Source organism: Myxococcales bacterium (assembly GCA_016703425.1).
Classification (GTDB): Bacteria; Myxococcota_A; Polyangia; order Polyangiales; family Polyangiaceae; genus JADJCA01.
Genome location: JADJCA010000027.1, coordinates 60,208 through 84,383, shown reverse-complemented (window position 1 = coordinate 84,383; position 24,176 = coordinate 60,208). Strand labels below are relative to the sequence as shown.

The 24,176-nt window shown below is 68.2% G+C and carries 18 protein-coding genes and 1 pseudogene; 10 read left to right on the top strand and 9 right to left on the bottom strand.

Features of this window, described 5'->3' with window-relative positions; all coding sequences use genetic code 11:
- Positions 1-10: 10 nt before the first annotated feature.
- Positions 11-2,779: a penicillin acylase family protein gene (locus IPG50_33020; GenBank protein ID MBK6696970.1), complete on the bottom strand. Its 2,769-nt coding sequence runs from the start codon at positions 2,777-2,779 to the stop codon at positions 11-13.
- A gap of 57 nt (positions 2,780-2,836) precedes the next feature.
- Entirely contained in the window at positions 2,837-3,166 is a 330-nt protein-coding gene (locus IPG50_33015) for a hypothetical protein (protein ID MBK6696969.1), read from the bottom strand.
- An 88-nt stretch (positions 3,167-3,254) separates the two neighbouring features.
- Here IPG50_33015 and IPG50_33010 point away from each other — a divergent pair.
- A pseudogene (locus IPG50_33010) lies at positions 3,255-3,854 on the top strand (peptide MFS transporter).
- Positions 3,855-4,739: 885 nt separating this feature from the next.
- Here IPG50_33010 and IPG50_33005 read toward each other — a convergent pair.
- A complete protein-coding gene (locus tag IPG50_33005; protein ID MBK6696968.1) occupies positions 4,740-7,121 on the bottom strand; it encodes a YgiQ family radical SAM protein in 2,382 nt (793 codons plus the stop codon).
- 172 nt (positions 7,122-7,293) lie between these two features.
- On the opposite strand from IPG50_33005, the gene IPG50_33000 reads away from it, so the two are divergent.
- Positions 7,294-8,253: an NAD(P)-binding domain-containing protein gene (locus IPG50_33000; protein MBK6696967.1), complete on the top strand. Its 960-nt coding sequence runs from the start codon at positions 7,294-7,296 to the stop codon at positions 8,251-8,253.
- A gap of 34 nt (positions 8,254-8,287) precedes the next feature.
- Here IPG50_33000 and IPG50_32995 read toward each other — a convergent pair whose 3' ends face one another.
- The 4 genes from IPG50_32995 to IPG50_32980 form a co-directional block, all read right to left on the bottom strand.
- On the bottom strand, positions 8,288-10,297 hold the full coding sequence (locus IPG50_32995) for a hypothetical protein (protein ID MBK6696966.1): 2,010 nt from the start codon (positions 10,295-10,297) through the stop codon (positions 8,288-8,290).
- A 101-nt stretch (positions 10,298-10,398) separates the two neighbouring features.
- Entirely contained in the window at positions 10,399-10,872 is a 474-nt protein-coding gene (locus tag IPG50_32990) for a macro domain-containing protein (protein ID MBK6696965.1), read from the bottom strand.
- A 69-nt stretch (positions 10,873-10,941) separates the two neighbouring features.
- A complete protein-coding gene (locus IPG50_32985) occupies positions 10,942-11,313 on the bottom strand; it encodes a glutaredoxin (GenBank protein ID MBK6696964.1) in 372 nt (123 codons plus the stop codon).
- Between the two features lie 22 nt (positions 11,314-11,335).
- A complete protein-coding gene (locus IPG50_32980; protein MBK6696963.1) occupies positions 11,336-12,265 on the bottom strand; it encodes an endonuclease/exonuclease/phosphatase family protein in 930 nt (309 codons plus the stop codon).
- 63 nt (positions 12,266-12,328) lie between these two features.
- On the opposite strand from IPG50_32980, the gene IPG50_32975 reads away from it, so the two are divergent.
- The 4 genes from IPG50_32975 (at position 12,329) to IPG50_32960 (ending at position 15,915) form a co-directional block, all read left to right on the top strand.
- Positions 12,329-13,282 carry a hypothetical protein gene (locus IPG50_32975; GenBank protein ID MBK6696962.1) on the top strand — a complete coding sequence of 318 codons (954 nt, stop codon included), beginning with the start codon at positions 12,329-12,331 and terminating at the stop codon, positions 13,280-13,282.
- Positions 13,283-13,303: 21 nt separating this feature from the next.
- Entirely contained in the window at positions 13,304-15,022 is a 1,719-nt protein-coding gene (locus IPG50_32970) for a hypothetical protein (GenBank protein ID MBK6696961.1), read from the top strand.
- 117 nt (positions 15,023-15,139) lie between these two features.
- The gene (locus tag IPG50_32965) at positions 15,140-15,331 is read left to right on the top strand and encodes a hypothetical protein (protein MBK6696960.1); all 192 of its coding nucleotides are present in this window, start codon (positions 15,140-15,142) and stop codon (positions 15,329-15,331) included.
- Complete coding sequence (locus IPG50_32960) at positions 15,328-15,915, top strand: nucleotidyl transferase AbiEii/AbiGii toxin family protein (GenBank protein ID MBK6696959.1); 588 nt, start codon at positions 15,328-15,330, stop codon at positions 15,913-15,915. The genes IPG50_32965 and IPG50_32960 overlap by 4 nt, the downstream gene beginning before the upstream one ends.
- A gap of 139 nt (positions 15,916-16,054) precedes the next feature.
- Here the strand turns inward: IPG50_32960 and boxB are convergent, their stop codons facing one another.
- Together boxB and IPG50_32950 are read right to left on the bottom strand one after the other, a co-directional pair.
- Entirely contained in the window at positions 16,055-17,506 is a 1,452-nt protein-coding gene (gene boxB / locus IPG50_32955; protein ID MBK6696958.1) for a benzoyl-CoA 2,3-epoxidase subunit BoxB, read from the bottom strand.
- 53 nt (positions 17,507-17,559) lie between these two features.
- Positions 17,560-19,221, bottom strand: a complete 1,662-nt coding sequence (locus tag IPG50_32950; protein MBK6696957.1) for a benzoyl-CoA-dihydrodiol lyase — start codon at positions 19,219-19,221, stop codon at positions 17,560-17,562.
- A gap of 63 nt (positions 19,222-19,284) precedes the next feature.
- Between IPG50_32950 and IPG50_32945 the strand changes: the two genes are divergently transcribed.
- From IPG50_32945 to IPG50_32930, 4 genes are all read left to right on the top strand, one after another.
- Positions 19,285-20,067, top strand: coding sequence for a helix-turn-helix domain-containing protein (locus IPG50_32945; GenBank protein ID MBK6696956.1), 783 nt, complete (start codon positions 19,285-19,287; stop codon positions 20,065-20,067).
- Between the two features lie 150 nt (positions 20,068-20,217).
- On the top strand, positions 20,218-21,819 hold the full coding sequence (locus IPG50_32940; protein ID MBK6696955.1) for a hypothetical protein: 1,602 nt from the start codon (positions 20,218-20,220) through the stop codon (positions 21,817-21,819).
- A gap of 58 nt (positions 21,820-21,877) precedes the next feature.
- The gene (locus IPG50_32935) at positions 21,878-22,303 is read left to right on the top strand and encodes a hypothetical protein (GenBank protein MBK6696954.1); all 426 of its coding nucleotides are present in this window, start codon (positions 21,878-21,880) and stop codon (positions 22,301-22,303) included.
- 70 nt (positions 22,304-22,373) lie between these two features.
- A complete protein-coding gene (locus IPG50_32930) occupies positions 22,374-23,951 on the top strand; it encodes a 3,4-dehydroadipyl-CoA semialdehyde dehydrogenase (GenBank protein ID MBK6696953.1) in 1,578 nt (525 codons plus the stop codon).
- The last annotated feature ends 225 nt before the right edge of the window (positions 23,952-24,176 follow it).

Genomic DNA, 24,176 nt, shown 5'->3' with positions numbered 1-24,176 from the left:
GAGGCGAGACTCAGGGCTTGAAGACCACGCGACCGAGCCCTGTCGCCGCTTGCTCCTTGAGTGCCCGCGGCACGATGTCGCTCGTCGTAAACGCGAGGTCCACGGCCTCGTTCTTCACCCACCGCGCGAAGAAGTCTCCGAAGTGCGGCGACTCCTTGTAGAAGATCTGGCCGCCCGGCGTGACGTTGCGGGCCTTCGGCCCCGCCGCGGGATCCATCTCCGCGACGAAGCGAATCGCGGGGCCGCTCGAGAAGTCGTACCCGTCGTCGCTACTGCCGTGAAACGCAACATCGACCGTACCGTCGCCTCCGTGACGCGGCACCGGAGGCTGGCTCAACGCGTCGGTCAGGGGGAACTCGGAGACGAGGCGGTGGACCTTCCCCCAACGCCATCCCTCCGGCGACGGCCCGAGCTCGGGTTTGCCGGTGATGAAGTCCAGCGCTTGCGCGACGGAGCGCGCCGTCATCATCACGCGTGTCTCCACCTCCGGCGTGGCGAGATCGTCCCAAACGGTGGCCTTCGTCTTGAGCACGTCGGGTGTCTTCATGAGCGTCGCGAGCATTCGCGTCGGTCGGCTCCCGCCAAGTGAGGCGCCCACCGCGGACAGCTCGTCGGCGAGCGCGTTCTTCGCGAGACGCGTCGTAAACACGGCGACGAGCAGCGTCGCGCGCGAGTCCCTGAGCGCCTCCGCGGACTCCCCGTCATTGCCCGCCGGCGTGTCGAAGGACCAGCGAGCGACGGCGTCCGTCGCCGGCGCGAGCCCCGCCTTCGCCGACGCGCTCATGGCTTTAACGATGGGGCTGAGCTCGGGGAACCTTCCCGGCGCGGCAATTTCGTCGGCGAGGGCGCGCGCCCCTTCGAGGAATGCCGGCGCGAGCGCCTCACCGACCTCGCTGTAGGCATCGGCCTGAATGTTCGCCATGTCGTCGCGCGACAACTTCTTTCCCTCGGCGACGGCCGCGGCGATGCGCTTGGTGATGCGTCCCACGCGCGTGCCCATGTCGTAGTCGGCAGCGAGGTAGAGCGGGAAGCCGTCGACCTCGGGCTCGTTCATCGGGTCGTTGTCGGCGGTGACCCCGAGCGGATCGGCGTTGGCCGTGACGAGGAACCCCTTCTCGGGGTTGCGCGAGGCCGGCACGAGCTTCACGTCGTGATCGCCGCTCCACTCGGCGCTGCCGTCGCCCGGCATGACGGTCCAGGGCCTCGTTCCCTTCGGTCGACGCGGCACCCGCACGGCCTGCGTCCAAAGAACGTTTCCGGAGTCGTCGCCCATGACCCAGTTCTGGCCGCCGTACTTGAAGTTAAGGTCGAGCGCCGACTTCGCGTCGTCGACGTTCTTCGCCGTGGCGAGCCCGTAGACGGCCTTGAAGAGCGGCGCCGGCTCATGGCCCGTGTACCGAATGGAGAGCTCCTCGGCGCCGAGCGGCTCGGCGTTGCCGCCGAGGCTACGCACGAGGATCGGACCGTGGTGCGGGACGTCCCAGATGGTCACTTGCTTGGTCGCGGACACAAGGCCGGGCGAGCCGATCTTGAAGGTCTCGATGCGCGGCGTGAGCGGCACGTCTTGTCCTTTGAAGACGACACACTTGGTGCCGTTGCAGTCCTTCACGGTCTCCCGGTAGACGTCCGTCACGTCGATGTAGTTGACGGTGCCGCCCCACGCGACGTGGCGATTCATGCCGAGGATCACCAGCGGGATGCCTGGAAACTGCACACCCATGAGATCGAGGCCCTCCTTCGACTGGAGGTGCGACAGGTAGAAGATCGCCGGCTGCCCAATCGAGAGGTGCGTGTCGTTGGCCACGATGGGCAGGCCGCTCGCCGTATGCTTACCGCTCACGACCCAGTTGTTGGAGCCGCGCGACGGATCGCGCATGCGATCGAGACCGACGCCGCGGAGCGAGCGCCCCGCCCTTTCGAGGAGCGCGAGGTACGCCTTTGAGTCTCTTCTGCTGCCGCCGCGGCCCTTGTTTGGGGCGGCGTTGGTGGCGAGCTTCGCGTTGGGCCAACCGTCGACGGTGAACGTCGCGTCGAACGGCGCGAAGCGATAGAAGTCGGCCACGAAGCCCACGCGCGCGGCCTTCACGGGGTCGGCGGAGCCGACGAAGGCCTTCGCCTCGCCGGCCTCGAGGGTGCTGAGGTACACCTCGCTATCGCCGTCAAAGGCGAGGTTGAAGGCTTGGAGATCACCCAGCGCGAGCGAGTCAGCCTCCGTCCAGGCCTCGATGGCCTCCGCCTTGAACGTGTCGGCGACCTGACTCGGCAGCGCACGTTTGCCGGCGCGCAGATCGGCCAGCCACGCGTTAACGCCGCGGGTGAAGCTCGCGAGCAAGAGCGCGCACTTCTTGTCGACGGGGTCCGAGGACGCTTGCAAGGCTGCCCAAATGCGCTCGCCGTTTTGCTTGAGGTGATGCATTCGGTACGACACGTCGGTGTCGACGATGGTCGGGACCGAGTTACCGAGGACCTCCGAGAGCGTGCCGGCCGCTTGGCGGCGGCCGAGCTCCATCTGGATGAACCGATCGCTCGCCATCATGTACGCCTGCGCGTAGACAACGTCGGCGTCGGTTTCTCCTTTGATGTGCGGCACGCCGTAGTCGTCGCGAACGACCTCGACGGGCGCCGAGAGACCCGGAGCGTCGAGCGTCTCCATCAGCGGAACGTCACTGAACGACGGTCCTCCGGCGTCGGCGGCGCCATTCGGCGAAGGCTCGTCGGACTTGCAGTGAACGGTGAGGGCGGCGAGCGCCGTGACGGCGACCACGAGGGGCGTACGCATACCTCGTTCGTACTGCGCCCCCGGGGCTACGTAAACGGCCGGCCGGCGGCCCGCAGCTCAGCCGCCATCGGGCGCGTCGTTCGGCGCGTCCGCGCCGCCATCGGCGGCGGCGTCGGAGAAGTTGTCGACGGTCCCGTCGATCAGGGTGCCCGCGTCGGCCGGGGGTATCGTCGGCGCCGCGCCCGCGTCCGAGTTGCCTCCCGTGCCGGCGTTCGCCTCCGAAGCGTTGCCGGCGGAGCCATCGCGGGGCGCGCTTGCATCGCCGGTCGCGAGCGTCGGTTCGCCGCCGTTGTCGGCGCCGGGCGGGATCGGCTGCGGGTTCAGCGAGCAGGCGCCAAAGGCGCCCGCGGCGAGCAACACCCCGAGCCAGACGAGTCGGCGAGCCATGAGGGCAAGGTTATAGCGGTCTGGCCCTGGGTGAAACGGCCGTTCGACGACCGGAGAGTCCGCGCCCCGGTCGTGCTAGAGCGGCGCCGTGAGCACGCACAACACCACGGAAAGCACCCCCCACGAGGGGCACCCGCGAGGCCTTTACACGCTGTTCGGCGCCGAGGCGTGGGAGCGCTTCTCGTACTACGGCATGCGGGCGCTGCTCGTCCTTTACATGGTGAACCACCTCAAGTTCACCCGAAAGGACGCGCTCGAGGTTTATGCACTCTACACGGGCCTCGTCTATCTCACGCCCATTCTCGGCGGCTACTTGGCCGACAAGGTCCTCGGTCGTCGCAAGGCGGTGCTCATCGGCGGACTCGTCATGGCGCTCGGCCACTTGGCCATGGCCTTCGAGCCGCTGCTCTACCCGGCGCTCGGTCTGCTCATCGTGGGCAACGGCTTCTTCAAGCCGAACATCTCGACCATCGTCGGAGGTCTCTACCGAGACGGCGATCCGCGCCGCGACGGCGGCTTCACGATCTTCTACATGGGGATCAACCTGGGAGCCTTCTTCTCCCCGCTCGTCTGCGGCAACCTCGGCGAGAAGCTCGGCTGGGACTACGGCTTTTCAGCCGCCGCCGTAGGCATGCTCTTCGGGCTCGGTCAGTTCCTCCTAGGCCAGAAGTACCTGGCCAACATCGGACTGCCGCCGGGCTCCACGGCGACGAAGCTCGAGAAGCGCGACTATTCGGAGGTCCTTGTTTGGGTCGCCGCCTCGGCGGCGCTGGTCTTCGGCGTCGTCCACGGATGGAAGTTCGTGGGGCCCACGTGGGAGCGACTTCCGAGCATGCTCAAGATCGGGCTCGCCGTGCTCGGCGCCGCAGGCGCCATCTCGCAGCTCTACGTCGGCGCGACGCGAGACGAAGCCGAGCGCATCACGGTCATCATCATCCTTTGCATCTTCAACATCTTCTTCTGGATGGGCTTCGAGCAGGCGGGCGGCACCATGACGCTCTTCGCCGACAAGCAGACGGACCGCGTCGTGGGTCCGGCGACCGTCTTCGTCATCGCCGTCTTCGTCGCCCTCGGGGCGTTCAACATTTGGCGCGACACGAAGGACGAGAAGAGCGGGCGCTCGCTTTGGATTGGCCTGACGGGCCTCTTCGGCTTCGCGGCGCTGGCCATGGGCGGCTGGGGTGTTTCCCTCATGCTCGGCGGCAAGACCTCGGAGATCGCGGCGTCGCAGTTCCAGAGCATCAACCCGCTCATCATCGTCGTCCTCGCGCCAACCTTCTCGCGCATGTGGGAGAAGCTCGACTCGGGGCGCCTCAAGAGCTCCACGCCGACGAAGATGGCCGTTGGCATGATCATCTTGGGCCTCGGCTTCGTGGTTATGTACGTCGGACAGAAGCTCTCCGAGCGAGGCCCCGTGAGCCCCGCGTGGCTCGCCGCCGTCTACGCCATCCACACCATCGGCGAGCTGTGCCTCTCGCCCATCGGCCTCTCGATGGTCACCAAGCTCGCGCCGAGCCGCGTCGTCTCCTTGGCCATGGGCCTCTGGTTCGTCTCGTCGGCGGTCGCCAACTACCTAGCGGGCATGCTCGAGTCGTTCCTCGAGAAGAGCCACACGCCAATCTATGGCTTCCTTGTGGTCGCCTCCATCGGTCCCGCTGTCATCCTGATCGCGATGACTCCCCTGCTCAAGAAGTGGATGCACGGGGCGTAGACCCCAGGCTGGTCGGCGCCCCCCCCCCCCCCCCCCCCCCCCCCCCCGCAGGCACCGCGGCACCCCGGCATAGGTGCCCTTCGGCGGCACCCCCCGCTCAGCAGGAGGCCCCCCCACCCCCACCCCCCCCCCCCCCCCCCAGCCCCCCCCACCTTTCCCCCCCCCCCCCCCCCCCCCCCCCCCCCGGGGGGGGGCCCCCCCCCCGGGGGGGCGGGGGGGGGTGCGGGGGGGGAGGAAGACCCCCCACCCCCCGTGATTGGCGCGGTGCTCTTCGGCTATCGCGCGCCCGGTAGTTTGGGCTTCCGCGCCCCGGGCTTCACACCGCGATATCCGCCGCCGGTTCGCCCCGGCGACCTTGGCTCCGTACTCCGGCGGCACAAGCGCGCTCGGGCCTCGGCCAATGAGATCCTTCCGGCCGGCCTTTTTGAGCGCCTCGCGGGCCAAGGGCCAGTGCTCCTTGTCCCAGTAGAAGATGAGCGCCTTCATCATGCGCTTCTCCCGCAGATCGCGCGCCGAGTAGACCGGCGACATGCTGAGCGGATCGATGCCGGTAAAGTACATGCACGTGGCCACGGCCATGGGCGTCGGGATGAAGTCCTGCACTTGCCGGGGACGCATGCCGCGGGCCCTTAGCCACAAGGCCAGCTCGACGGTGTCCTCAAGCGTCGAGCCCGGGTGCCCCGTGATGAAATACGGAACGAGGTATTGCTCCTTGCCCGCGTCCTCACTCGCTTGGCAGAACGCCTGCGCGAAGCGCTCGTAGCTCTTCACGCTGGGCTTCTTCATCTTGTCGAGCACGTCGTCGGAGCAGTGCTCGGGAGCGACCGAGAGCTGCCCGCCGGTGTGGTGCGCCGCCAGCTCGCGAATGAACTCGGGGCTCCGCTCGGCGAGGTCGTAGCGAACGCCGGAGGCAACGTAGACGCGCTTGATGCCCGGCTCCTCGCGAACGGCCTGCAGAAGCTTCACGAGCGGGTCGTGATCGGTCTTCAGGTTCTCGCAGATCCCGGGATGAACGCACGAGAGGCGGCGGCAGCGACTCTCGGTCTCGTCGTCCTTGCAGGACATCTTGTACATGTTCGCCGTGGGGCCGCCGACATCGGTGATGGTGCCGCGGAAGCCATCCATGCGCGTGAGCGCGCGAACCTCGGAGAGGACGCTCGCCTCGGAACGGCTCTGGATGATGCGGCCCTCGTGTTCGGTGATGCTGCAGAAGGTGCAGCCGCCGAAACATCCGCGCATCGTGACGATGGAGTGCTTGACGGTCTCGTAGGCCGGAATCGGCTCCTTGTAGCTGGGATGCGGCACCCGCAAAAACGGTAGATCGTAGAGGCCATCCATCTCGGCTTCGGCGAGCGGCAAGGCCGGCGGGTTGAAATACACGGCCTCGCCGCCGTGCACTTGCAGGAGCGGTCGGCCGTTGTGCGCGTTGGTTTCGTATTGGAAGGCGCGCGTCATCTTCGCGAAGGCTTCTTTGCTTGCCTTCACTTCTTCGTACGAGGGAAGCACTAAGAGCTTGCCGTCGGTCACGTAGCGGCTCGCCTCCGCGAGGAGCGGCTCCCATTCGCGGCGATTCTTCTTCACGTGGGCTGTGCCGCGAACGTCGGTAAGGGCGCTCACGGGCTCGCCGGCGTCGAGCCTCTGGGCGATCTCCCAGGCAGCCCGCTCGCCCATGCCGAAGACCAAGAGATCGGCCTTCGCGTCGAGCAAGATGGAGCGACGCACTTCGTCAGCCCAATAGTCGTAGTGCGCGATGCGCCGAAGCGACGCTTCGATGCCGCCAAGGACCACCGGCGTTCCCGGGAAGGCTTGCCGACACAGGTTCGCGTAGACGAGGCTGGCGCGATTGGGCCGTAGGCCGGTGCGTCCGCCAGGCGAATATTGATCTTCGCTTCGGATCTTCTTTTGCGCCGTCAGCTTGTTGAGCATCGAGTCGAGGTTGCCGGCGGCGATGCCGACGAAGAGCCGCGGCTTGCCCATGCGCGCGATGTCGTCGGGCGACGTCCACGCCGGTTGCGCGATGACGCCAACCTTGTAGCCACGACCTTCGAGGAAGCGCGCGATGAGCACGGGGCCGAAGGCCGGGTGGTCCACGTACGCGTCGCCGGTGACGATGAGGATGTCGAGCTCGTCCCAGCCGCGCTCTTTCATCTCGGCGCGCGTGGTGGGCAAGAAGCGGCGCGCCTTCGCCGATGCGGCGGGCGGCGGCCCCTGACGACGAGGATTGCGCAGTTGGACGAACGACATGACCCGGGCCCCAATGTGGTCGATCGCGCCGCGGATCGCCAGCAGACGGAGGCCTTTGTGATGGCCGCGCGCTGGCGCCCAGGCCTGGGACGTGCCCGTGAAGGGCGCGCATTCGCCGGGAAAGGCGCGGTTCAGGCTTCTGTTTCGCAGCCGATCAGCCGATATTGCCTCTGTGTACAGTCGACCGGTAGGCATCGTGGGAGGCGGCGCGTGGGGCCTCGCGCTGGCGGCGGCGGCCGCCCGTACCGGCACCGCCACGGTCCTCTTTTCGCGACGTTCACAGAGCGCCGCCAACGCGCCGCTGCCGGCCGGGGTCGTTGGCGTCGATTCGATGAGCGAGGTCGGACGCGCAGCGCGTCTCGTCGTGCTCGCCGTTCCATCGCGGGTCATTCGCGCCGTAGCCCGCGAGCTGGGCGGTGATCTCGACGGCCGGCACCTCCTCGTCCACGCGGTCCGCGGGCTCGAGCCCACAACGCTCGCGCCCTTGTCACACGTGCTTCGGCAGGAGACCCCCACGAGGCGCATCGGAGCCCTCGGCGGTCCGGTGCTTGAGGCCGAGCTGCGCCTCGGCCGGCCGAGCGTCATGGTCGCCGGGTCCCTCTATCCGGAGGTGACGGAGGCGGTGTCGTCCGCCTTCGGCGGCCCCGTCGTTCGCGTCTACGCGACGAACGACCTCACCGGCGTGGAGCTGGCGAGCGCGCTTATGGGTTGCCTCGCAGTGGGCGTCGGCTACGCGCAACAGCTCGGCTTGAGCGCGGGCATCATGGCCACGCTCATCACGCGCGGCGTCGAAGAGGCGGCACGCATCGCCGCCGCGGCCGGCGCCCGCGAGCGCACGCTCCTCGGTCTCGCGGGCACGGGCGATCTGCTCGCCTCCATCGGCCAAGAGGAGCGGCCCGAGGTCGTCTTCGGCCGGTCCCTCGCGGAGGGCCGCTCCGTGGACGCGGCGCGCGGCGACGCCAAGGCCTTCATCGAAGCCGAGGCGCTCATTCCCAAAGTCGCCGCTTGGGCCGAGGAGAGGCAGCTTGCTTGCCCGATCTTCCAAGGACTGGCCGAGCGCTTGCGAACGCCGGTCCCAGCAGAGGTCCTCGTGCAGAAGCTCATGGGTTCGCCGCGGGCCACGCTCGCGTAGACCGCTCCGATTTGAAGAAACCGCGGACGTCGATTCACGGCATCGGCGGCGGCCTAAGCGACGGCTTCGCCGCCACGCCGAGCCACTCGCGCATGACCGCGAGCTCTTGCGACGCCGAAAACGCGAGGAGATCGTCGAGGCATCCGGCCGGATCGCTGTCGCCCTCGCCGCGCTCGGCCTTGAGAACACGTCCCGCGACGGCGAGATCGCCCGCGAGCACGAGCCCGGCGCGACACGCCGACCGTTCGATGGAGAAGAGCAGCGACGTCAGGTCAACGCGGCCGCCGGCGGTCTCGAACCTGTGCACAGCGTCCTTCAGATCGGCGCGCGCCTCCTCGTCGAGGTTCGCTTCAATGTTCTTCTGCTGCAGCGTCACGGCCTCAAGCGCTCCCTTGGGGACGGGCAAGTCTTTCAGGATCACGCGCACCGCCGCGAGGAACAGTCCGGTGATGGCCGGCAGCGTTGGGTAGTAGAGGACGAGCTCGTGCTCGGGCCGGTAGTACGTAAGGTGACGGGCCGCCAAGAAGACGACCTCTTGCATCGTGCGGCCACTCGAGACGCGAGGTCCGACCAGCGTGGTCGCCTCCAAGAGAGGCACGGCGGCGAGGCCGCGCGGCACGTCGTCGGCCGCGTAGAGCACCGGCTCCGGTACCCCGAGCAAGGACGCGGCCCACCGGAAGGCGCGCGCCACAGTGACCGTGCTCTCGGGGTCAATGCGGCGCGCCGCGTCGAGGGCCCCGGCCGACTGCGTCTTGACCGCCGCCGCAACGGCCGCGGGCCGAACGACGCGCAGGATCTCGCCCACGACCGGATCCCAGCCGGGCGCGCGAAGCAGTTGATCCCACGCGGCGTCGTCGAGCGAGCTCGCAGGCCTCAAGAGGCCCTCCGGCCGGTACTGCGTCGCCATGAGCTCGTGATCGACCTCCGTGGCGCCGAGCTCTTCAAGCGCCATGGCTGCGAGGTAGGCGCGGTCGGTGCGCCCGTCGGCCTTGTGAATGTCGAAGAGGCGCGCGAAGGTCTCGACGCGACGTGGCCCCAAGGCGGCGGCGCGCTCCAACTCGAAGAGCGCCGCGAGGCGATCGCCATCCTCGAGGAACGCGTCGGCGAGCTCGGCACGCGTCTGCACATCGCCGCCATCGCAACGGACGGCGCCCGAATAGGCCTCGATGGCGCCGGCGAGGTCGCCGAGCGTTTCCTTGCGTAGCCGACCCAAGCGGCGGCACAGCTCGGCCGCCCGGAGCGGCAGCTGCGCCTCCGCCGCTGAGTCGATGAGGCGGGCGTAGAGGCGCTCAAGCGGCAACCACTCGCGCCGCGTCGTTCGCAAAGCCACGAGGCGCTCGAGGGCCGCGTCGTTGGTCGGATCTTCGTCGAGCGCTCCTTCGAGCAAGAGCACCGCCCGCGAAGCATCACCCAGCTTCTCTTCAACGACCTTCGCGTGCTCGAAGCGGAGCATCGAGCGGACGGGCTTGCGGTCTTCTTCGAGGCACATGGCCCCATAGACGCGGGCGAGCCCCTCGCCGTCGTCGCACGCGGCGTAGAGCTCCCGGAGCCGCGTCAAGAGCACCGCGTCGCCGGGCCGCAGCTCGCGCGCCTCTTCGAGGGCCGCGGCGGCGGACCTCGCGTCGCCGAGCTCGTCGGCGAGCAGCGTGGCCAAGCGCGAGAGCTCGTCGGCGCGCTCCGCTGGCTCCGCGATCCCCGACGCGAGCTTGCGTCGCAGGGACGCCATGCGGGGAACATCGCCGTCTTCCTTCGCGAGCTCCACGAGGCCTTCGAGGGCGCGCCGATGGAGCGGCGCCTTGCGGAGCGCCTTCTGGTAGTTGAGCTCGGCCTCGACGCGCTTGCCTTCGGCCTTCTTGATGACCCCGATGCTCGCGTAAATGGACGCGAGGGTCGTGGGGTCGACGTCGCTCGGGGCGACCATCAGCGCCTTCTTGTAGGCGTCGAGAGCCTCCGCTAGCTCGCCGCGATCGCGGTGGAAGGTGGCAGCGGCCAACACCGGCTCGAGCAGCGGCGGCGGCGGCCTCGTGGAGCGAGAGCTTGCCATGGGCCGACCATTCTATGGCAATCGCGAGAGCCGTGGATACGCGTCAACGCGGCGCGCTGCGATACTCGGACCGGAGAGCCGCGAGGGGGCGAGCTTCAGACTCAGCCCTCTGCGGGGATTTTTGCGTCTCGGATGAACTGCTCAAAGACGACCAACTCGATGGCGGTCTCGCTTCCGATCTGCGAAAGGACGCTCTTCACACGGGGCCAGTCGAGGCCGCCGAGCCCGGCGCCGATGCGGGGCAGGCCGATGCGCTTCACGCCGGCCGCTTCCGCGAGCTCGAGCATTTTTCGAACGGCCCGCGAGAGCGCGGCCATGGTGGCCTTCTTCTTCCAGTGCTCCTGAATCGCCAGGTTGTAGACGGTCTCGTCGCCTTCGGTCCAAACCAAGACGTCGCCGAGGTTGAAGCGGCCGTCGGCGCACCGCTTGGCGTAGTCCTCGAACATGCGGGGCCACTTCTTCTTGAAGGCCACGGCAATGCCGGCGTCCATCGTGCCGGCGCAGTTGCAACCGTGCGCATAGGCGCGAAGGTCCGCCGCTCCAAAGATGTCTCCCTTGAGGATCGTTGCGGGCATGGGGGCAGCGTACTCGAAACGCCACCGAGCCGTCGGGCTCTCGTCTCGTGACAGCGCGGCCTTTGGCGGCTACGCGAGGAGCTTCGACAGCTCGCCCGATTCGATGAGCCTCGCCAGATCGTCGGCGCCGCCGATCAACGTCCCTTTGACGAAGATCATCGGGAATGTGGGCCAGCCGCTCCACATCTTGAGCGCCGTGCGCCTCCGCCAGTCGCTCAGGTAGCTGCCGTATTCGAGGTAGTGGAAGGGAACGTTCTTCTCGGCGAGGAGCCTCTTCGCGCGGCGAGGGTGCGGATTTTGCGACATGCCGACGACGAGCACGTCGTGCTTCGCGGCCGCGTCTTTCACTTCCTGCACAATCGCTCGCTGGTGCGTCGCGACTTTTTCGCGAATGGCCGGGTGAACGTGAGTCGGGTCGAGCAGGGCGCGTTCGCTTTCCATGGAGTCGCGTTATGGGGTCGACTCAGGAAGACTGCAAGGTGACCGTCACCGGCGCGTGATCGGAGTCGTGAAAGGGCCCGTGCCCGGCGGCGCGGAGGGCGTCGTGATCCCGCAGGTCGTCGTTGTACACGCGGGCCGCGGTGATGATGCCGCGAAGGCGGGCGCTGACGAGCACGTGATCAATGGCGCGCTTTTGGCCGAAATGAACGTGCGAGTGCCTTCGGTCGTGGGGGATCGATGCCGTCGCATCGAAGAGCTCCGTTGCGCCTCGACCCGACACGACGCGGACACCGAGCGAGTGCGGCACGTCGTTGAAGTCACCCAAGACGGCGACGCGGGCGCCGGGGTTCTTGCGAAACACGTCGTCGACGAGACGGCGGACGAAGAGGGCCTCGGCCGCGCGCATGACGACGCTGCGCACGGCGCTCTCCATCGCCTCGAACGATTGGGCATCGCTGGAGTCCAAGAGTTCGCCGGCGGCGGTCTTCTTCGGCGCCGGTCTTCCTGACTTGAAGTGAACGACGAAGACATCGACGGGGCCAACGCCGGGCACGTCGACGGTGCCTTGAACGACGCCGCGCCGGAGCGGCATGCGCCCGTGGAACGGGTGGGGATCGCCCTCCACGAAGACTGGGAACGGCAACTCGTCGGTGGTGTGCACCGCGCTCGCGACAAGGGGAAGGCGGGAGAGCAACGCGCAGCCGATGCCGCGCGCGTCGGGGGTGCCGAAGACGATGCGATAGGGCGGACCGGGAATACGCCGCACGAGCTCTTCGAGGACGGCGTTCGAGCCGACCTCCTCGAGACCGAGGACGTCGGCGCCGAGCGACGCAATCTTCGCCGCGAGCGTCTCGAGCTTCTTCTCGTGGTGCGCCGCGGCCCCGCCCTCGGGCCCCGGCGGGAACAGGTCCAGTACGTTGTACGTCGCAACGGTGAACGCCGTGGTCGCCATGGCGCGCGAGCATAAGCGCGTTGCCAGACTGGCGCCGCTCCGATCTCCGCGTATTCTGTCGGGATGGATCTTCCGAGCGACGACACGCTCAAGCACCTGGTCTCTCGTTACGGCGCCTTCGTGGCCGCCCATGGCGCGGCCATCGGAAAACCGGCGCTGCTTCTGCCGACGGGGGAGTTTTTCCCTGACGAGTTCAAGGGCGACGCCGACGGCGTGGCCGCGTTCCTGAAGCGTATGCTCTCGTACGCGCCGCTCTCGGCCGAGCTACCGGTAGGGCTTCGCTTCGTGGAGCCGGAAGACGGCGAGTCCGGCGGCGGTTGCGGGTCCGGCGCGTGCAGCCCGAGCAAGAAGGCCTCCTGCGGGCCCGGCGAGTCCAAAGACGAGACGCCGCGCGGGCTGGCCGTTCACGACGCCGGCGAGGGATACGTCGTCGATCTCTCCATCCCGGACGTCGGCCACTCGATTCGGCTCGCAGCGACGCTCGCCCGCGCGGCCGGGGCGTTGGTCCTCCTCGAGGCTGGCGAAGGCGACGCCGACGACGCCGACGTGGCGAGCGAGATCGCGGCCGTCGCATGCGGCTACGGTGTCCTCCTCCTGAGCGGCAGCTACGTCTACGCCAAGGGCTGCGGCGGCGTCCGTGTCCACCAATCGACGACGCTCGCGCCGGCCGAGCTCGGGGTCCTCTTGGCGCTCTTCGTCCGCGCCCACGGCATCAAGCCTGGCCGCGCGCGCGGGCAGCTCGAGGTCACCACGAAGGAGGCCTTCGACACGGCGCTCGCGTGGGTCGACTCGAACACCGACCTCGTCGCCGCGCTCCAGACCAGCCCCGAGTCGTTGGCCCATGGCCTCTTCACGGTGGGGCCCACCAAGAGCTTCTTGGGCCGGCTCTTCGGCAAGAAGAGCGCCGAAGCACCGCCTCCCGTGGCGGCCGCGCCGAGGCGCCAAAGAAGCGCCGAGGAAGAGCGGCGCATTCGCGAGTCCCGGGCGCTCGTCGAAGAAGCCCTCGGCAAAGGGTAGAACCAAGTAAAGTAGAGGCCCATGCAGCGGCAGGCGCCGGTTCCCCCGTCCGACGAAATCGACCTCTACATTCGGACCTACTACTCGCTCCTGCGTTCGTCGGGCGATGTCCGCGTGCGCGCCTTCGAGGAGTCCCACGCGTTCTCCGAGTCGACGCTGCATCCCGGCGCCCTCGCGCCGTCGCCCGATGCCTCGGCCTTCGCGTACGCGGCGGCGCGCCTTCCGCGCGAGATGTTGGCCACCGAGCTCATCGTCCTCGGCCAGTCGCACGAGCTGTTCGAAGCGAACGGACTCGGCGTCCGCGAGTGGGCTCCGGTCCGCACGCGCGGTCGCCGCCGCCCGCTCCGCCACGACGCGGCGTCGAAGACGCTGGCCGTGTTCATCGCCAGCGAGAGCGACATCGACGATCTCGTGCCCATCGTCACGGCCTACCAGATGGAGTGGAACAAGCTCCACGAGCGCCTCAAGACGGCCATCGTCGATGGCGCGGAGCTCCCGGACGATCGGACGCTCGGCGAGATCCTCGGCATCACGATCCCCAACGTGGATGTCTTGCGCGCCGCCTTCACGGCCGCCGACTTCGAGCGCGGCATGCGAGCCGTCGCCCGTGAGCCCATCGATCTCAAGATGCGCCTCCTGTCGGCGTCGTTCTCCCAGTACCAAAGGGCCGCGCAGCGCTGGTGGAGCGGCATCGAGCCCACCTACCTGCGCGTCGAGAAGCCGCGTCGACCGCCCGTGTATTTCGTCTCGTCGAACACGCACGCCGTCGCGAACCTCCTGGGCGGCTACGCGAAGACGCACATCACGGGCATCGAGGCTTACGCCAAGCGACGAAACCCGGAGGGCCTGTACCCCGTCGTCGAAGAGGCGCTCAAGAGCGGCAAGCTCGAGGAGGTGCTCCCCCTCGCCTACTACTTGCTCCGCGGTTACATCCACGACTCCGCCGACACGTCACGAATGCGTGAGGTCCGCGCCTTCGAGGCGAGCATCGGTCTCACGCACCTGTCGGAGCCGGGCCACATCGACATCGACGCGCAGATCATCGAGCTGTCGAAGCTCAACCCGGCCCTCCTCGACCCGCGCCTCGAGCTCGATGGCATCGACCTCTTGAAGGCGAGCGAGGCCGTCATCCTCAACATCGACTACCCGCTCGGCATGGCGGCGTACCACATCCTCTCGCGGCTAGGCCAAGGCGTCGGCGAGCTGCGCGGCGTGTACGTCATGGGCAAAGCGGCGACGCTCAACGGGCGCGTCGGCGACGTGTCGCTCAGCAGTGTGGTCTACGACGAGCACTCGCGAAACACGTTCTTGTTTCGCAACGGCTTCACGGCCAAAGACGTGAGCCCCTACCTTCGCTATGGCAGCGTCTTCGACAACCAGTCGGCCGTCACGGTGCGGAGCGCGTTCTTGCAGAACAAGCACTACATGAACGCGTTCTACCGTGAGGGCTACACGGTCCTCGAGATGGAAGCTGGGCCGTTCATGAGCGCCGCCTACGAGCTGGTCCACCCGACGCGCATTCCGCAAGACGAGATCGTCAACCTCACGTCACGCGCCGGCTTCGACGTCGGCGTGGTGCATTACGCGTCCGATACGCCGTATTCGCGGCGTCAGTCGCTGCTCTCGAAGAGCCTCTCGTATTTCGGCGTCGACGCCACCTACGCGTGCGCCATCGCCATCGTGAGGCGCATCTTCGAGCGCGAAGTGGCGCTCCTCCGCGCGGAGAAGGCTGCGGGGTAGAGTCGGTTTGACCCGTGCCGTACACCGGGTCGGCGCAGGCTCATCGGCGGCGTGGGCGCCTTGCCCGCCGTGGCGCCGTGGCGGCACCGTAACGGTTGCCGTGATACATTTGTCGCCGTGGACGCCCTCCGCTCGGACGACCTAGAAGAGGCCCGACGCACTCCGCCCGGGGAGAAGCTGAGGCAAGCGCTCGAGCTCATGGAGCTCGGTATCGCGATGCAATACCGGAAGCTACGCGGCGCGGCCCCCACCGCGAGCGACGCAGAGATCGACGCGCGCCTGCTCGCGTGGCTGAGCGCCCCCCGATGACGCCTGCCGAGGCGCTGGTCGACATCGCAGCGCGCCTTCGCCACCACGGCGTGGGGTTCGCCCTGGTGGGAGGCCTTGCGGTCTCGATTCGGGCCGAGGTGCGGTTCACGCGTGATGTGGACATTGCCGTCGCCTTCGACACGGATGAGGAAGTCGAGCGCCTAGCCCGAGCCATGACCGCCGAGGGCTTCAGTCCTGTCGCCGTCGTCGAACACAAGGAGCGCGGCCGGTTGGCCATCGTTCGAATGCGCTCGCCCTCCGGCGTTGTCGTGGATCTCCTCGCTGCGTCCAGCGGGATCGAACGCGAGATCGTCGACGCCGCAAAGCCCACGGCCGAGTTTGCCGGCGTTCCCGTAGCGACCGCTGAGCACCTGCTCGCCATGAAGGTCCTTTCGATGCGCGACGCGCGCCTTCAAGATCGCATCGATGCTCGAGGGCTGCTCGCGTCGGGGACACTCGATTTGGTAGAGGTTCGGCGTGTCCTTGGGCTCATTACGGCGCGCGGGTTCGCGCGCGGTCAGGACTTGGAGGGAAAGCTCGCCGCGCTCCTCGCGGAGTCACCGCGGGTTCCGCCCAAGGAGTGACCCTGCGAGCTGCCGCGATCGCAGATGCATCTCGCGAATTGGGCTTCATTCGCGACCGACGGCGACTCCCGGGGCGAGTCGGGGCGGGCGCGGGCGGGTCGGCTCGTGCCTAAACGGAGGATCCCCGCCCCAGCGAAGCTCACGCCTCGTGGCGAACGTATTCGAAGTCCACCGGGCGCCCCTTGATGCCCTGCTTCGGCGGCGCGATCCAGTTGGCCATCTTGGTGGGCTCCCACACGGGCTTCTGCATCAAGCTCTTCACGTAGGTCTTGTCTGCCTCCGTGGGGAGCCACGCCGCCTTCTTTGACTCGAAGGCGTCCTTCGACATGAGCTCGCCGTCGGGGCTCGCGGCGATGTCGGCGAAGAGGCCGATGTGCCGATGGAAGCGGCGGCTCGGCAGCGTGAGCTTGAAGTCAATGCCGTGGGCCGCGATGGCGCGGTTCCACTTGTCGACGCCGCGCTGGCAATCCTCGACGTATTCGTCGCGCAGGACCTCGTTCATGGCGTTGCGCAGCGGCACCTCCTCGCGCGACAGGCGGAACGTGCCACCGTCGTTCTTCGGGAGGTCCATCGCGTAGGTGGCCTCGAGGCACACGTGATCTTCGTGGCTGTCTTCCTTCGCGCGGCCCTTCAAGCCCGACGCGAAGAACGACGCGGCGTTCGATGACACCTCGCCGCCGAAGAGATCGAGCGAGAGCGTGTACCAGAGGTTCAGGTACTTCTGCATCGTCGGCAGGTCGATGAGGCCGAGCTTGCGGACGGCGTCGATGTTGGCGGCGTCGGTGATGCCGCTCTCCTTCATCATCTGCGCCGTGCGCTCGACGACGCGAAGGACGCCCGTCTCGCCGACGAACATGTGGTGCGCCTCTTCCGTCAGCATGAAGCGCGTCGTGCGCGAGAGCGGATCGAAGGCGCTCTCGGCGAGCGCCAAGAGCTGGTACTTGCCGTCGCGGTCCGTGAAGAACGTGAACATGAAGAACGAGAGCCAGTCGGTGCACGGCTCGTTGAAGGCGCCCAAGATGCGCGGCTTGTCGGAGTCGCCGCTGCGACGCTCCAAGAGGGCCTCGGCCTCTTCGCGGCCATCGCGACCGAAATACGACTGAAGCAGGTAGACCATGGCCCAGAGGTGCCGGCCTTCTTCGACGTTCACCTGAAAGAGGTTCCGAAGGTCGTACACGCTCGGGCAGGAGTGGCCGAGCATGCGCTGCTGCTCGACGCTCGCCGGCTCCGTGTCGCCCTGCGTGACGATGAGGCGGCGCAGCGTGTTGCGGTGCTCGCCCGGGACCTGCTGCCACACGGGCTGCCCCATGTTGTCGCCGAAGCCGATGCGGCGATCGGGCTTCGGGTCGGCGAGGAAGATGCCCCAGCGGTAGTCGGGCATTTTCACGTAGTCGAAGTTGGCCCAGCCCTCGTGGTCGACGCTGATGGCGGTGCGCAGAAAGACGTCGTCGGCCTGAAAGCCCGACGGCCCCATCTCCTTCCACCACTTGATGTAGTTCGGCTGCCACGCCTCGAGGGCGCGCTGGAGCTTCTTGTCGCTCCCGAGGTTGACGTTGTTCGGGATGCGCTCGTCGTTCAGCACGTTGCTCATGGGCGTTCTCGGTTCCTAGGGCTTGCGTCGGGATGGGCTAGCGGCTGGACGATTCAGGTGCGGCGGAAGTCGAACTCGGGCCGCTCGGGGCGCCCGTAGAGCGTGAGCGCGCCGCGCTCACCGACGGCGTTGGGGCGCTGGAAGATCCAGTTTTGCCACGCCGAGAGGCGCGCGAAGATCTTCGTCTCCATCGTCTCGGGGCCGCCGAAGCGGAGGTTCGCCTCCATGCCCGTGAGGGCGTCGGGGGAGAGGCTCGCGCGCTCCTCGATGGCGATGCGCACCTCGTCGTCCCAATCGATCTCGTCGGGGCCGAAGGTCACGATGCCCATCTCGCTCGCGGTGGCCGTGTCCATCGGCGCCGTGTGCTCGAGGACACGAGAGGCGCGTGAGGGATCTTTCAAGAAGCGTGACTCGAGGCGCGAGAGGCCGTTGGACATGCGGTAGGCGCCGCCGTTCATGACCGACGGCTGCACCCAAACGCCGTCTTCGGCGAGCATGTAGACGCGGTCCGACGCGAGCGCGAGCTCGAGGAGCGTGCCGGCGAAGCAGCTGTCCTTCTCGACGAAGGAGAAGAGGCTCTTGGCCGTGAGGTCGAGGCGCTTCAGGGTGCGCTTGATGAGGCGCCGCACCTCGCCCACGAGGCCGTCGTCCTTGTGCGCGTCGAGCATCGCGTCCACGGCGAGGACGAGCTTCGCGTCGCCCGACGTCTTCACCGAGACGACGCCGATGTTGGGCCGGTTGAAGCGCAGGTCGAGGAGCGCGTCGTCGAGCTCGCGGAAGGCGCGGATGCACCAGGCGCTGTCGCCGGCCTTGGCGAGCTCCGCGGGCGTCGTCGGCTGCGCCTTGTCGGGCGCCTTGACGGTGAGCGTCGCCGTGCGCGACTTCTCGTCGATGGCGAGCGTGACGTAGCGGTACTCGGTGCCGTTCGCTTCGCGCTTCGCCTCGAGGGGCCCGAAGGCGACCTTCGGGAAGCTCTTGCGCTTCGAGCGAGCGACCATCGCGTCGAGGCGCTTCTTCACGGCCGCGTCGAAGGCCGACTTTCCGGGCGACTCGTCGACGAGGCCCCACTCGACCGCGCGCTTGCCGCGGACGCCTTCGGCGAGCGACGAGAACACGTCGCACAGATCGCGGCGCACCTTGCGCTTGTCGGTGAGGCGCGTGAGGCCGCCGGTGCCGGGGAGCACGCCGAGCAGCGGCGTCTCGGGGTAGCTCACGGCCGAGTTGCCGTCGTCTTGCAGCACGATCTCGTCGCACGAGATGGCCAGCTCGTAGCCGCCGCCGGAGGCGGGGCCGGTCACCGCCGCGAGCGTGGGGACGCCACCCTCTTCGCTCAGCTCTTCGAGGCCGAGCCGCGTCTCGTTGGTGTACTTGCAGAAGTTCACCTTGAAGGCGTGGGTCGAGCTGCCGAGCATGTAGATGTTGGCGCCGGAGCAGAAGATGCGGTCCTTGCCGCTCGTCACCACGAGGGCGCGCACGTCAGGATGCTCGAAGCGCACACGTGAAATGGCGTCGGCAAGCTCGACGTCGACGCCGAGATCGTAGGAGTTGAGCTTGAGCGGGTAGCCGGGCCGGAGGCCGCCGTCCTCCTTCACGTTCATCGCGAGGCGCGCGACCTTGCCGCCGAACTCGGCGGGGAAGTCGAGCTGCCAGTGACGGTAGCGATCGGGGTGCGTCTCGAAGCGAACGGGCGCGGTGTCTTCGCGGTTCTCAGCCATCCGTGGGGTTTAGGACAGGACAAGGCGAGGTTCAAGCAGTATAGTGCGTTTGGCCTCAAAAGCATGCACTATACTGCACCGTCCACACGGCACCGCGACGGGCTCCTGGCGCGCCTCGGCGAGATCGTCCGGAATGTCCGGAGCGAGCGCGGCCTCACGAGGCGGGAGCTGGCGAAGTCCGCCCGCGTGAGCGAGCGGTTCCTGGCGCAGCTCGAGGCAGGCGACGGGAACATCTCGGTCTTGCGCCTTGAAGACGTGGCCGTCGCGCTCGGATGCCGAGCCGCCGATCTCTTGCGCGAGGCGGAAGACGCGGCGCCGCGGGAGCGCTTGGGCATCGTGTCGCTCCTCGGCCTGCGCGGCGCCGGCAAGACGACCATCGGCCAAGCCGTCGCCCGGCGCCTCGGCGTCCCCTTCGTGGAGCTCGATCAGCTCGTCGCCAACATGGCGGGCATGAGCTTGGCGACGATCTTCGAGCTGCACGGCGAAGCGCATTTCCGACGGCTCGAGGAGGAGGCGCTGGCGCAGTTCGTGAAGGGAGGCGGGCCCGCCATCCTCGCCACGAGCGGCTCGCTCGTCGAAGACGTCGGCACGTTCCGCTTGCTCGCGGATAAGACGCGCACGGTCTGGCTCAAGGCGCGCGCGAAAGATCACTGGGATCGCGTGGTCGCACAAGGCGACGGGCGCCCCATGCGCGGGCGCGCCAACGCGAAGGTCGAGCTCGAGGAGTTGCTCCGTAAGCGGAAGCCCCTCTACGAGCGCGCCGACGCCGTGGTCGACACCTCGGCGTTGTCGGTCGACGCGGTCGTGGAGGCGGTCGTGGAAGCCGTGCGAAAGCCTCGCCCCTGAGCGCGGCGGTCCCTGGCGCAAGTGCCTTGTCCCACAGACGCCGACTGACGTGTCACGAACGTCAGGTGACATGCCCCCCCCGGGAGCGCGGGCTAACTGCGGGAAAGGTCATCACGCAGGCTCGGTTCGGCGCTTGCACCAACCGCGGTCATGACGCGTCATCGAACCTTCGTTGCCACCGCGATCTTCGTCATGTCGTCGCCCGCCGTCGCTTCCGCAACCACTTACCAGGTTGGCCCCGCGCGGGCGCACAAGCAGCTCATGACCGTGGCTCCGCTCTTGAAGCCGGGGGACCGCGTGGAGGTCGACGGCGGAGCCACCTACCAGGGCGGCGTCGTCTTCGACAAGGCGGGGACGCCGGCCTCTCCCATCACCATCGTGGGCATCGCCGTCGGTGGCAAGCGGCCCGTCGTGAGCGGAGGAACCAACACCGTCGAAGCGCGTGCCAACCACTACGTCTTCGAGAACCTCGACATCACGGCAGGGTCCTTCCGCTGCTTTTTCGTGCACGCCGATGGCATCACGCTCCGAGACTCGGTCGTTCACGACTGCGCGCAGCACGGCATCCTCGGAGCCGACACCGACGCAGGCTCGTTTCTCCTCGAACGAAGCGAGGTGCACCATTGCGGCTCGGGCACGCAGAACCACCAGATCTACATGTCGAGCGACGAGGTCGTTTACCCCGCGGCCGTGTTTCGGATGCAGAGCTCGTACGTGCATGACGGCAACGGCGGCAACAACGTCAAGTCGCGCGCCGGCCGGAACGAGCTCTACGGAAACTGGATCGAAGGCGCGCTCTACCACGAGGTCGAGCTCATCGGCTCGGAGACCTCGCCGGAGGGTGCCGTGCGCGAAGACTCGGACGTCGTCGGCAACGTTCTCGTGAAGAAGAACGCGTTCTTCGTGACACGCTTTGGTGGCGACGGCACCGGCCAAACCAACGGGCGCTACCGCTTCGTGAACAACACGGTCGTGACCAACGGCGGCTCCGCGGTGTTTCGACTCATGGATGGCATCGAGAGCTTGGAGTTCCACAACAACGCCTTCGTGGCGAAGAGCGGAAACGTCGCCCTCGTCGATGAGAGCAGCGCAGCGTGGGTCGGCGGCACGAGCGTTGTCGTCGGGAGCCACAACTGGCTGCAGACGGGCGCAACCAAAGTTCCCGCGGGCCTCGCGAACACGGTGATGGGCTCGAACGGCAACCTCTTCGCCTCCCTGGCAAACGGCGATCTGCGGCCCGCGTCGGGGTCCCCGCTGGTCGATGTCGGCGGCGCATCGCTCGCGGGACCTTCGGGCAAGCCGTTCCCAGGCCCGCTCGCGGTGCCGAACCTTCATCCGCCGCTCGGCGCGCCGCCGGCGACGACGACGGGACGCACGCTCGTAGGGGTCATCGACATTGGCGCCTACGAACTCGGCGGTGCGGCGCCGGCACCCCCGGGAACGACGCCAGGAACGCCACCACCACTGCCGCCGACCTCGGGCTCTGACGCCGGTGCGCCCGGCACCGGTGAATCCGCCGGCAGCGGCGCTGCGGCAAGCGGCGGTTCGACCGGCGCCGCGGGCGCGACCGAGAGCGGCAAAAGCGGCGGAACGCAAAATCGTGCCGGCGCTAACGACGTCGGCGGCGTTCCCCCGCTCGCCGACGACGTCGGCGGATGCGCCATCACGCGCCGCGCGCCGACGCGCGACGCCGGCGCGCTCGTGCTCCTCGTCCTCGCGATCACGGCCGCTGTGACGCGACGACGGCGCTGATGCGTTCTCCGCGACCAACGGATGGACACGCACGCGAGGCGCGGGTAGATCCACGCGCATGTCGACCGAGTCTCCGCGGGCATCGCTGACCTCTGGTGCGCGTCGCGCTGGCATCGAGTGGGCAGGCCCGCTCGCGCTGGCGGCGTGCGTTGTCTCTATCGCCGCTTGCGGCGAGGCCCCTCCCCCGCCCCCCAAGGCGACAGCGCCGAAGATCATCAAGGTCCACGTGACCAATGCGTCACGCTTCCCCCTGTGTCGCATCGAGGCCTGCGGCAAGCCCGGTCGACCCGTCGACGCCGAAGGTCCGCGCGCCGACGTGCCGCTCAAGCAACACGAGGCGAGCATGTACGAGGTGACGGCCTGCACCGGCACGCTCAAAGCCGTCGGCTGCACCGACCCGGGCGCGCAGGCGCCGTGCCTCACCACGGAGGGTGGAGGCATCGCCGAGGGCTCGATGTTTACCGTGAAGACCTGCTCGTATTGAAAAGGCGCGCCGAACCGCCGGCGCCCGGCGCGCGTGGCTTGGCCCCGAAAATGGCGCTATAAGCGCGGCCATGATCGAGCTTGAGAGCTATCTGCAAGGCAAGTGGGTTCGCGGCGCCGGCAAGGCCGCGACGCTCGTCAATCCCGCCACCGAAGAGGCCGTCGCACGGACGTCGACGGAAGGCCTCGACTTCGAAGGAGCGCTCGGCTTCGCTCGCAAGGTGGGCGGCCCTCAGCTCCGCGCCATGAGCTTCGCGGCCCGCGGCGAGATGCTCCGCGCGATGTCACGCGCCATTCACGCGCACCGCGACGAGCTCATCGGCCTCGCGGTTCAAAACGGCGGCAACACGCGAGGCGACGCCAAGTTCGACATCGACGGGGCCTCGCTCACGCTGGCAGCCTACGCGGACCTCGCGCCAACGCTCGGCGAGGGCCCCGCGTTGGTCGACGGCGACGACGTGCTCCTCGGTCGTAGCGCGCGGCTCGCCGGTCGGCATGTGTTCGTTCCGCGCCACGGCGTCGCCGTGCACATCAACGCCTTCAACTTCCCCGCGTGGGGCACGGCCGAAAAGGCTGCCGTCGCGCTCCTGGCGGGGATGCCCGTCGTCTCCAAGCCGGCCACGAGCACCGCCGTCGTCGCGTGGCGACTGACGCAAATCCTCGTCGCCACGGGCGCCCTCCCAGAGGGAGCGTTCCAGCTCGTGACCGGCAGCGCCGGAAACCTCTTGGACCACCTCACGGGGCAAGACGTGCTCGCCTTCACGGGCGGGAGTGCCACGGCGGTGACGCTCCGCGGCGGCAGCGCTGTCGTTGCCAAGTCGGTTCGCATCAACGTCGAGGCCGACAGCCTGAACGCGGCCGTCCTAGGACCCGATGTCGAAGACGGCTCCGACGTCATGAACTTGTTTCTCGCCGACGTCGCGCGCGACGTGACGCAGAAGGCCGGCCAGAAGTGCACAGCCATCCGGCGCGTTTATGTGCCGAAGGACCGCCATGCGTCGGTCGTGGAACAATTGAAGGAGCGCCTCTTGGCGGCGAAGGTCGGCGACCCGTCGCGCGACGACGTGACCATGGGCCCGGTCGCGACGGCGACGCAGCTACGCGACGTGCGCGCGGGGCTCGATGCGCTCGGCAAGCACGGTCGCTTCGCCCTCGGCGGCGGAGAGCGCGGGACGGTCCTCGGCCCTGACGGCAAGGGCTTCTTCGTGGCGCCATCGCTCCTCGTCTGCGACGCGCCCGATGCCGGCGACGCGATCCACAACCACGAGGTCTTCGGGCCGTCGGTGACGCTGATGCCCTACGGCGGCTCCGCCGACGACGCCGCGCGCCTCGTGGCGGCGGGCGGTGGTGGCCTCGTCTCGAGCGTCTACTCGGACGACAAGGAGTTCGTCCGCGGCGCGGTCCTCGGCGTCGCGCCGTTTCATGGCCGCGTCACCCTCGGCTCCTCCAAGATCGCCGGCCAAGCGATCCCACCGGGCACCGTCATGGCGACGCTCGTGCACGGCGGCCCCGGACGTGCCGGCGGCGGCGAAGAGCTCGGCGGCGCCCGCGGACTTGCGTTCTACATGCAACGCACGGCGCTCCAGGGCGATCGCGCCCTGCTCGACGTCATCGCGAAGCCGGCGAAGAAGACCGAACCGGCGACTTAGCGTTCGCCGCCAAGTCGCGTCCGAGTTGGGCCTCGTCTCTTGCCGACGACTGAAACATTTGTCCAGTCGTTGAGAATGCCGCTTTTCGCCGTTCACGCACTGCACCACCGGGCCCGCTGCGATCGATGCGGCCTCACCTCCGACCTTCATTGTTCCGAAGGGGTGGCCCAAGCGCGGGGCGAAGCGAGGGTTCATTTCGAGTCGCGTGGTTGGCGCCATGAGGTC

Coding starts and splice junctions, on each gene's coding strand:
- IPG50_33020 (MBK6696970.1), bottom strand. CDS start 2,779: ATGCGTACGCCCCTCGTGGTCGCCGTCACGGCGCTCGCCGCCCTCACC.
- IPG50_33015 (MBK6696969.1), bottom strand. CDS start 3,166: ATGGCTCGCCGACTCGTCTGGCTCGGGGTGTTGCTCGCCGCGGGCGCC.
- IPG50_33005 (MBK6696968.1), bottom strand. CDS start 7,121: ATGTCGTTCGTCCAACTGCGCAATCCTCGTCGTCAGGGGCCGCCGCCC.
- IPG50_32995 (MBK6696966.1), bottom strand. CDS start 10,297: ATGGCAAGCTCTCGCTCCACGAGGCCGCCGCCGCCGCTGCTCGAGCCG.
- IPG50_32990 (MBK6696965.1), bottom strand. CDS start 10,872: ATGCCCGCAACGATCCTCAAGGGAGACATCTTTGGAGCGGCGGACCTT.
- IPG50_32985 (MBK6696964.1), bottom strand. CDS start 11,313: ATGGAAAGCGAACGCGCCCTGCTCGACCCGACTCACGTTCACCCGGCC.
- IPG50_32980 (MBK6696963.1), bottom strand. CDS start 12,265: ATGGCGACCACGGCGTTCACCGTTGCGACGTACAACGTACTGGACCTG.
- IPG50_32975 (MBK6696962.1), top strand. CDS start 12,329: ATGGATCTTCCGAGCGACGACACGCTCAAGCACCTGGTCTCTCGTTAC.
- IPG50_32970 (MBK6696961.1), top strand. CDS start 13,304: ATGCAGCGGCAGGCGCCGGTTCCCCCGTCCGACGAAATCGACCTCTAC.
- IPG50_32960 (MBK6696959.1), top strand. CDS start 15,328: ATGACGCCTGCCGAGGCGCTGGTCGACATCGCAGCGCGCCTTCGCCAC.
- boxB (MBK6696958.1), bottom strand. CDS start 17,506: ATGAGCAACGTGCTGAACGACGAGCGCATCCCGAACAACGTCAACCTC.
- IPG50_32950 (MBK6696957.1), bottom strand. CDS start 19,221: ATGGCTGAGAACCGCGAAGACACCGCGCCCGTTCGCTTCGAGACGCAC.
- IPG50_32945 (MBK6696956.1), top strand. CDS start 19,285: ATGCACTATACTGCACCGTCCACACGGCACCGCGACGGGCTCCTGGCG.
- IPG50_32940 (MBK6696955.1), top strand. CDS start 20,218: ATGACGCGTCATCGAACCTTCGTTGCCACCGCGATCTTCGTCATGTCG.
- IPG50_32935 (MBK6696954.1), top strand. CDS start 21,878: ATGTCGACCGAGTCTCCGCGGGCATCGCTGACCTCTGGTGCGCGTCGC.
- IPG50_32930 (MBK6696953.1), top strand. CDS start 22,374: ATGATCGAGCTTGAGAGCTATCTGCAAGGCAAGTGGGTTCGCGGCGCC.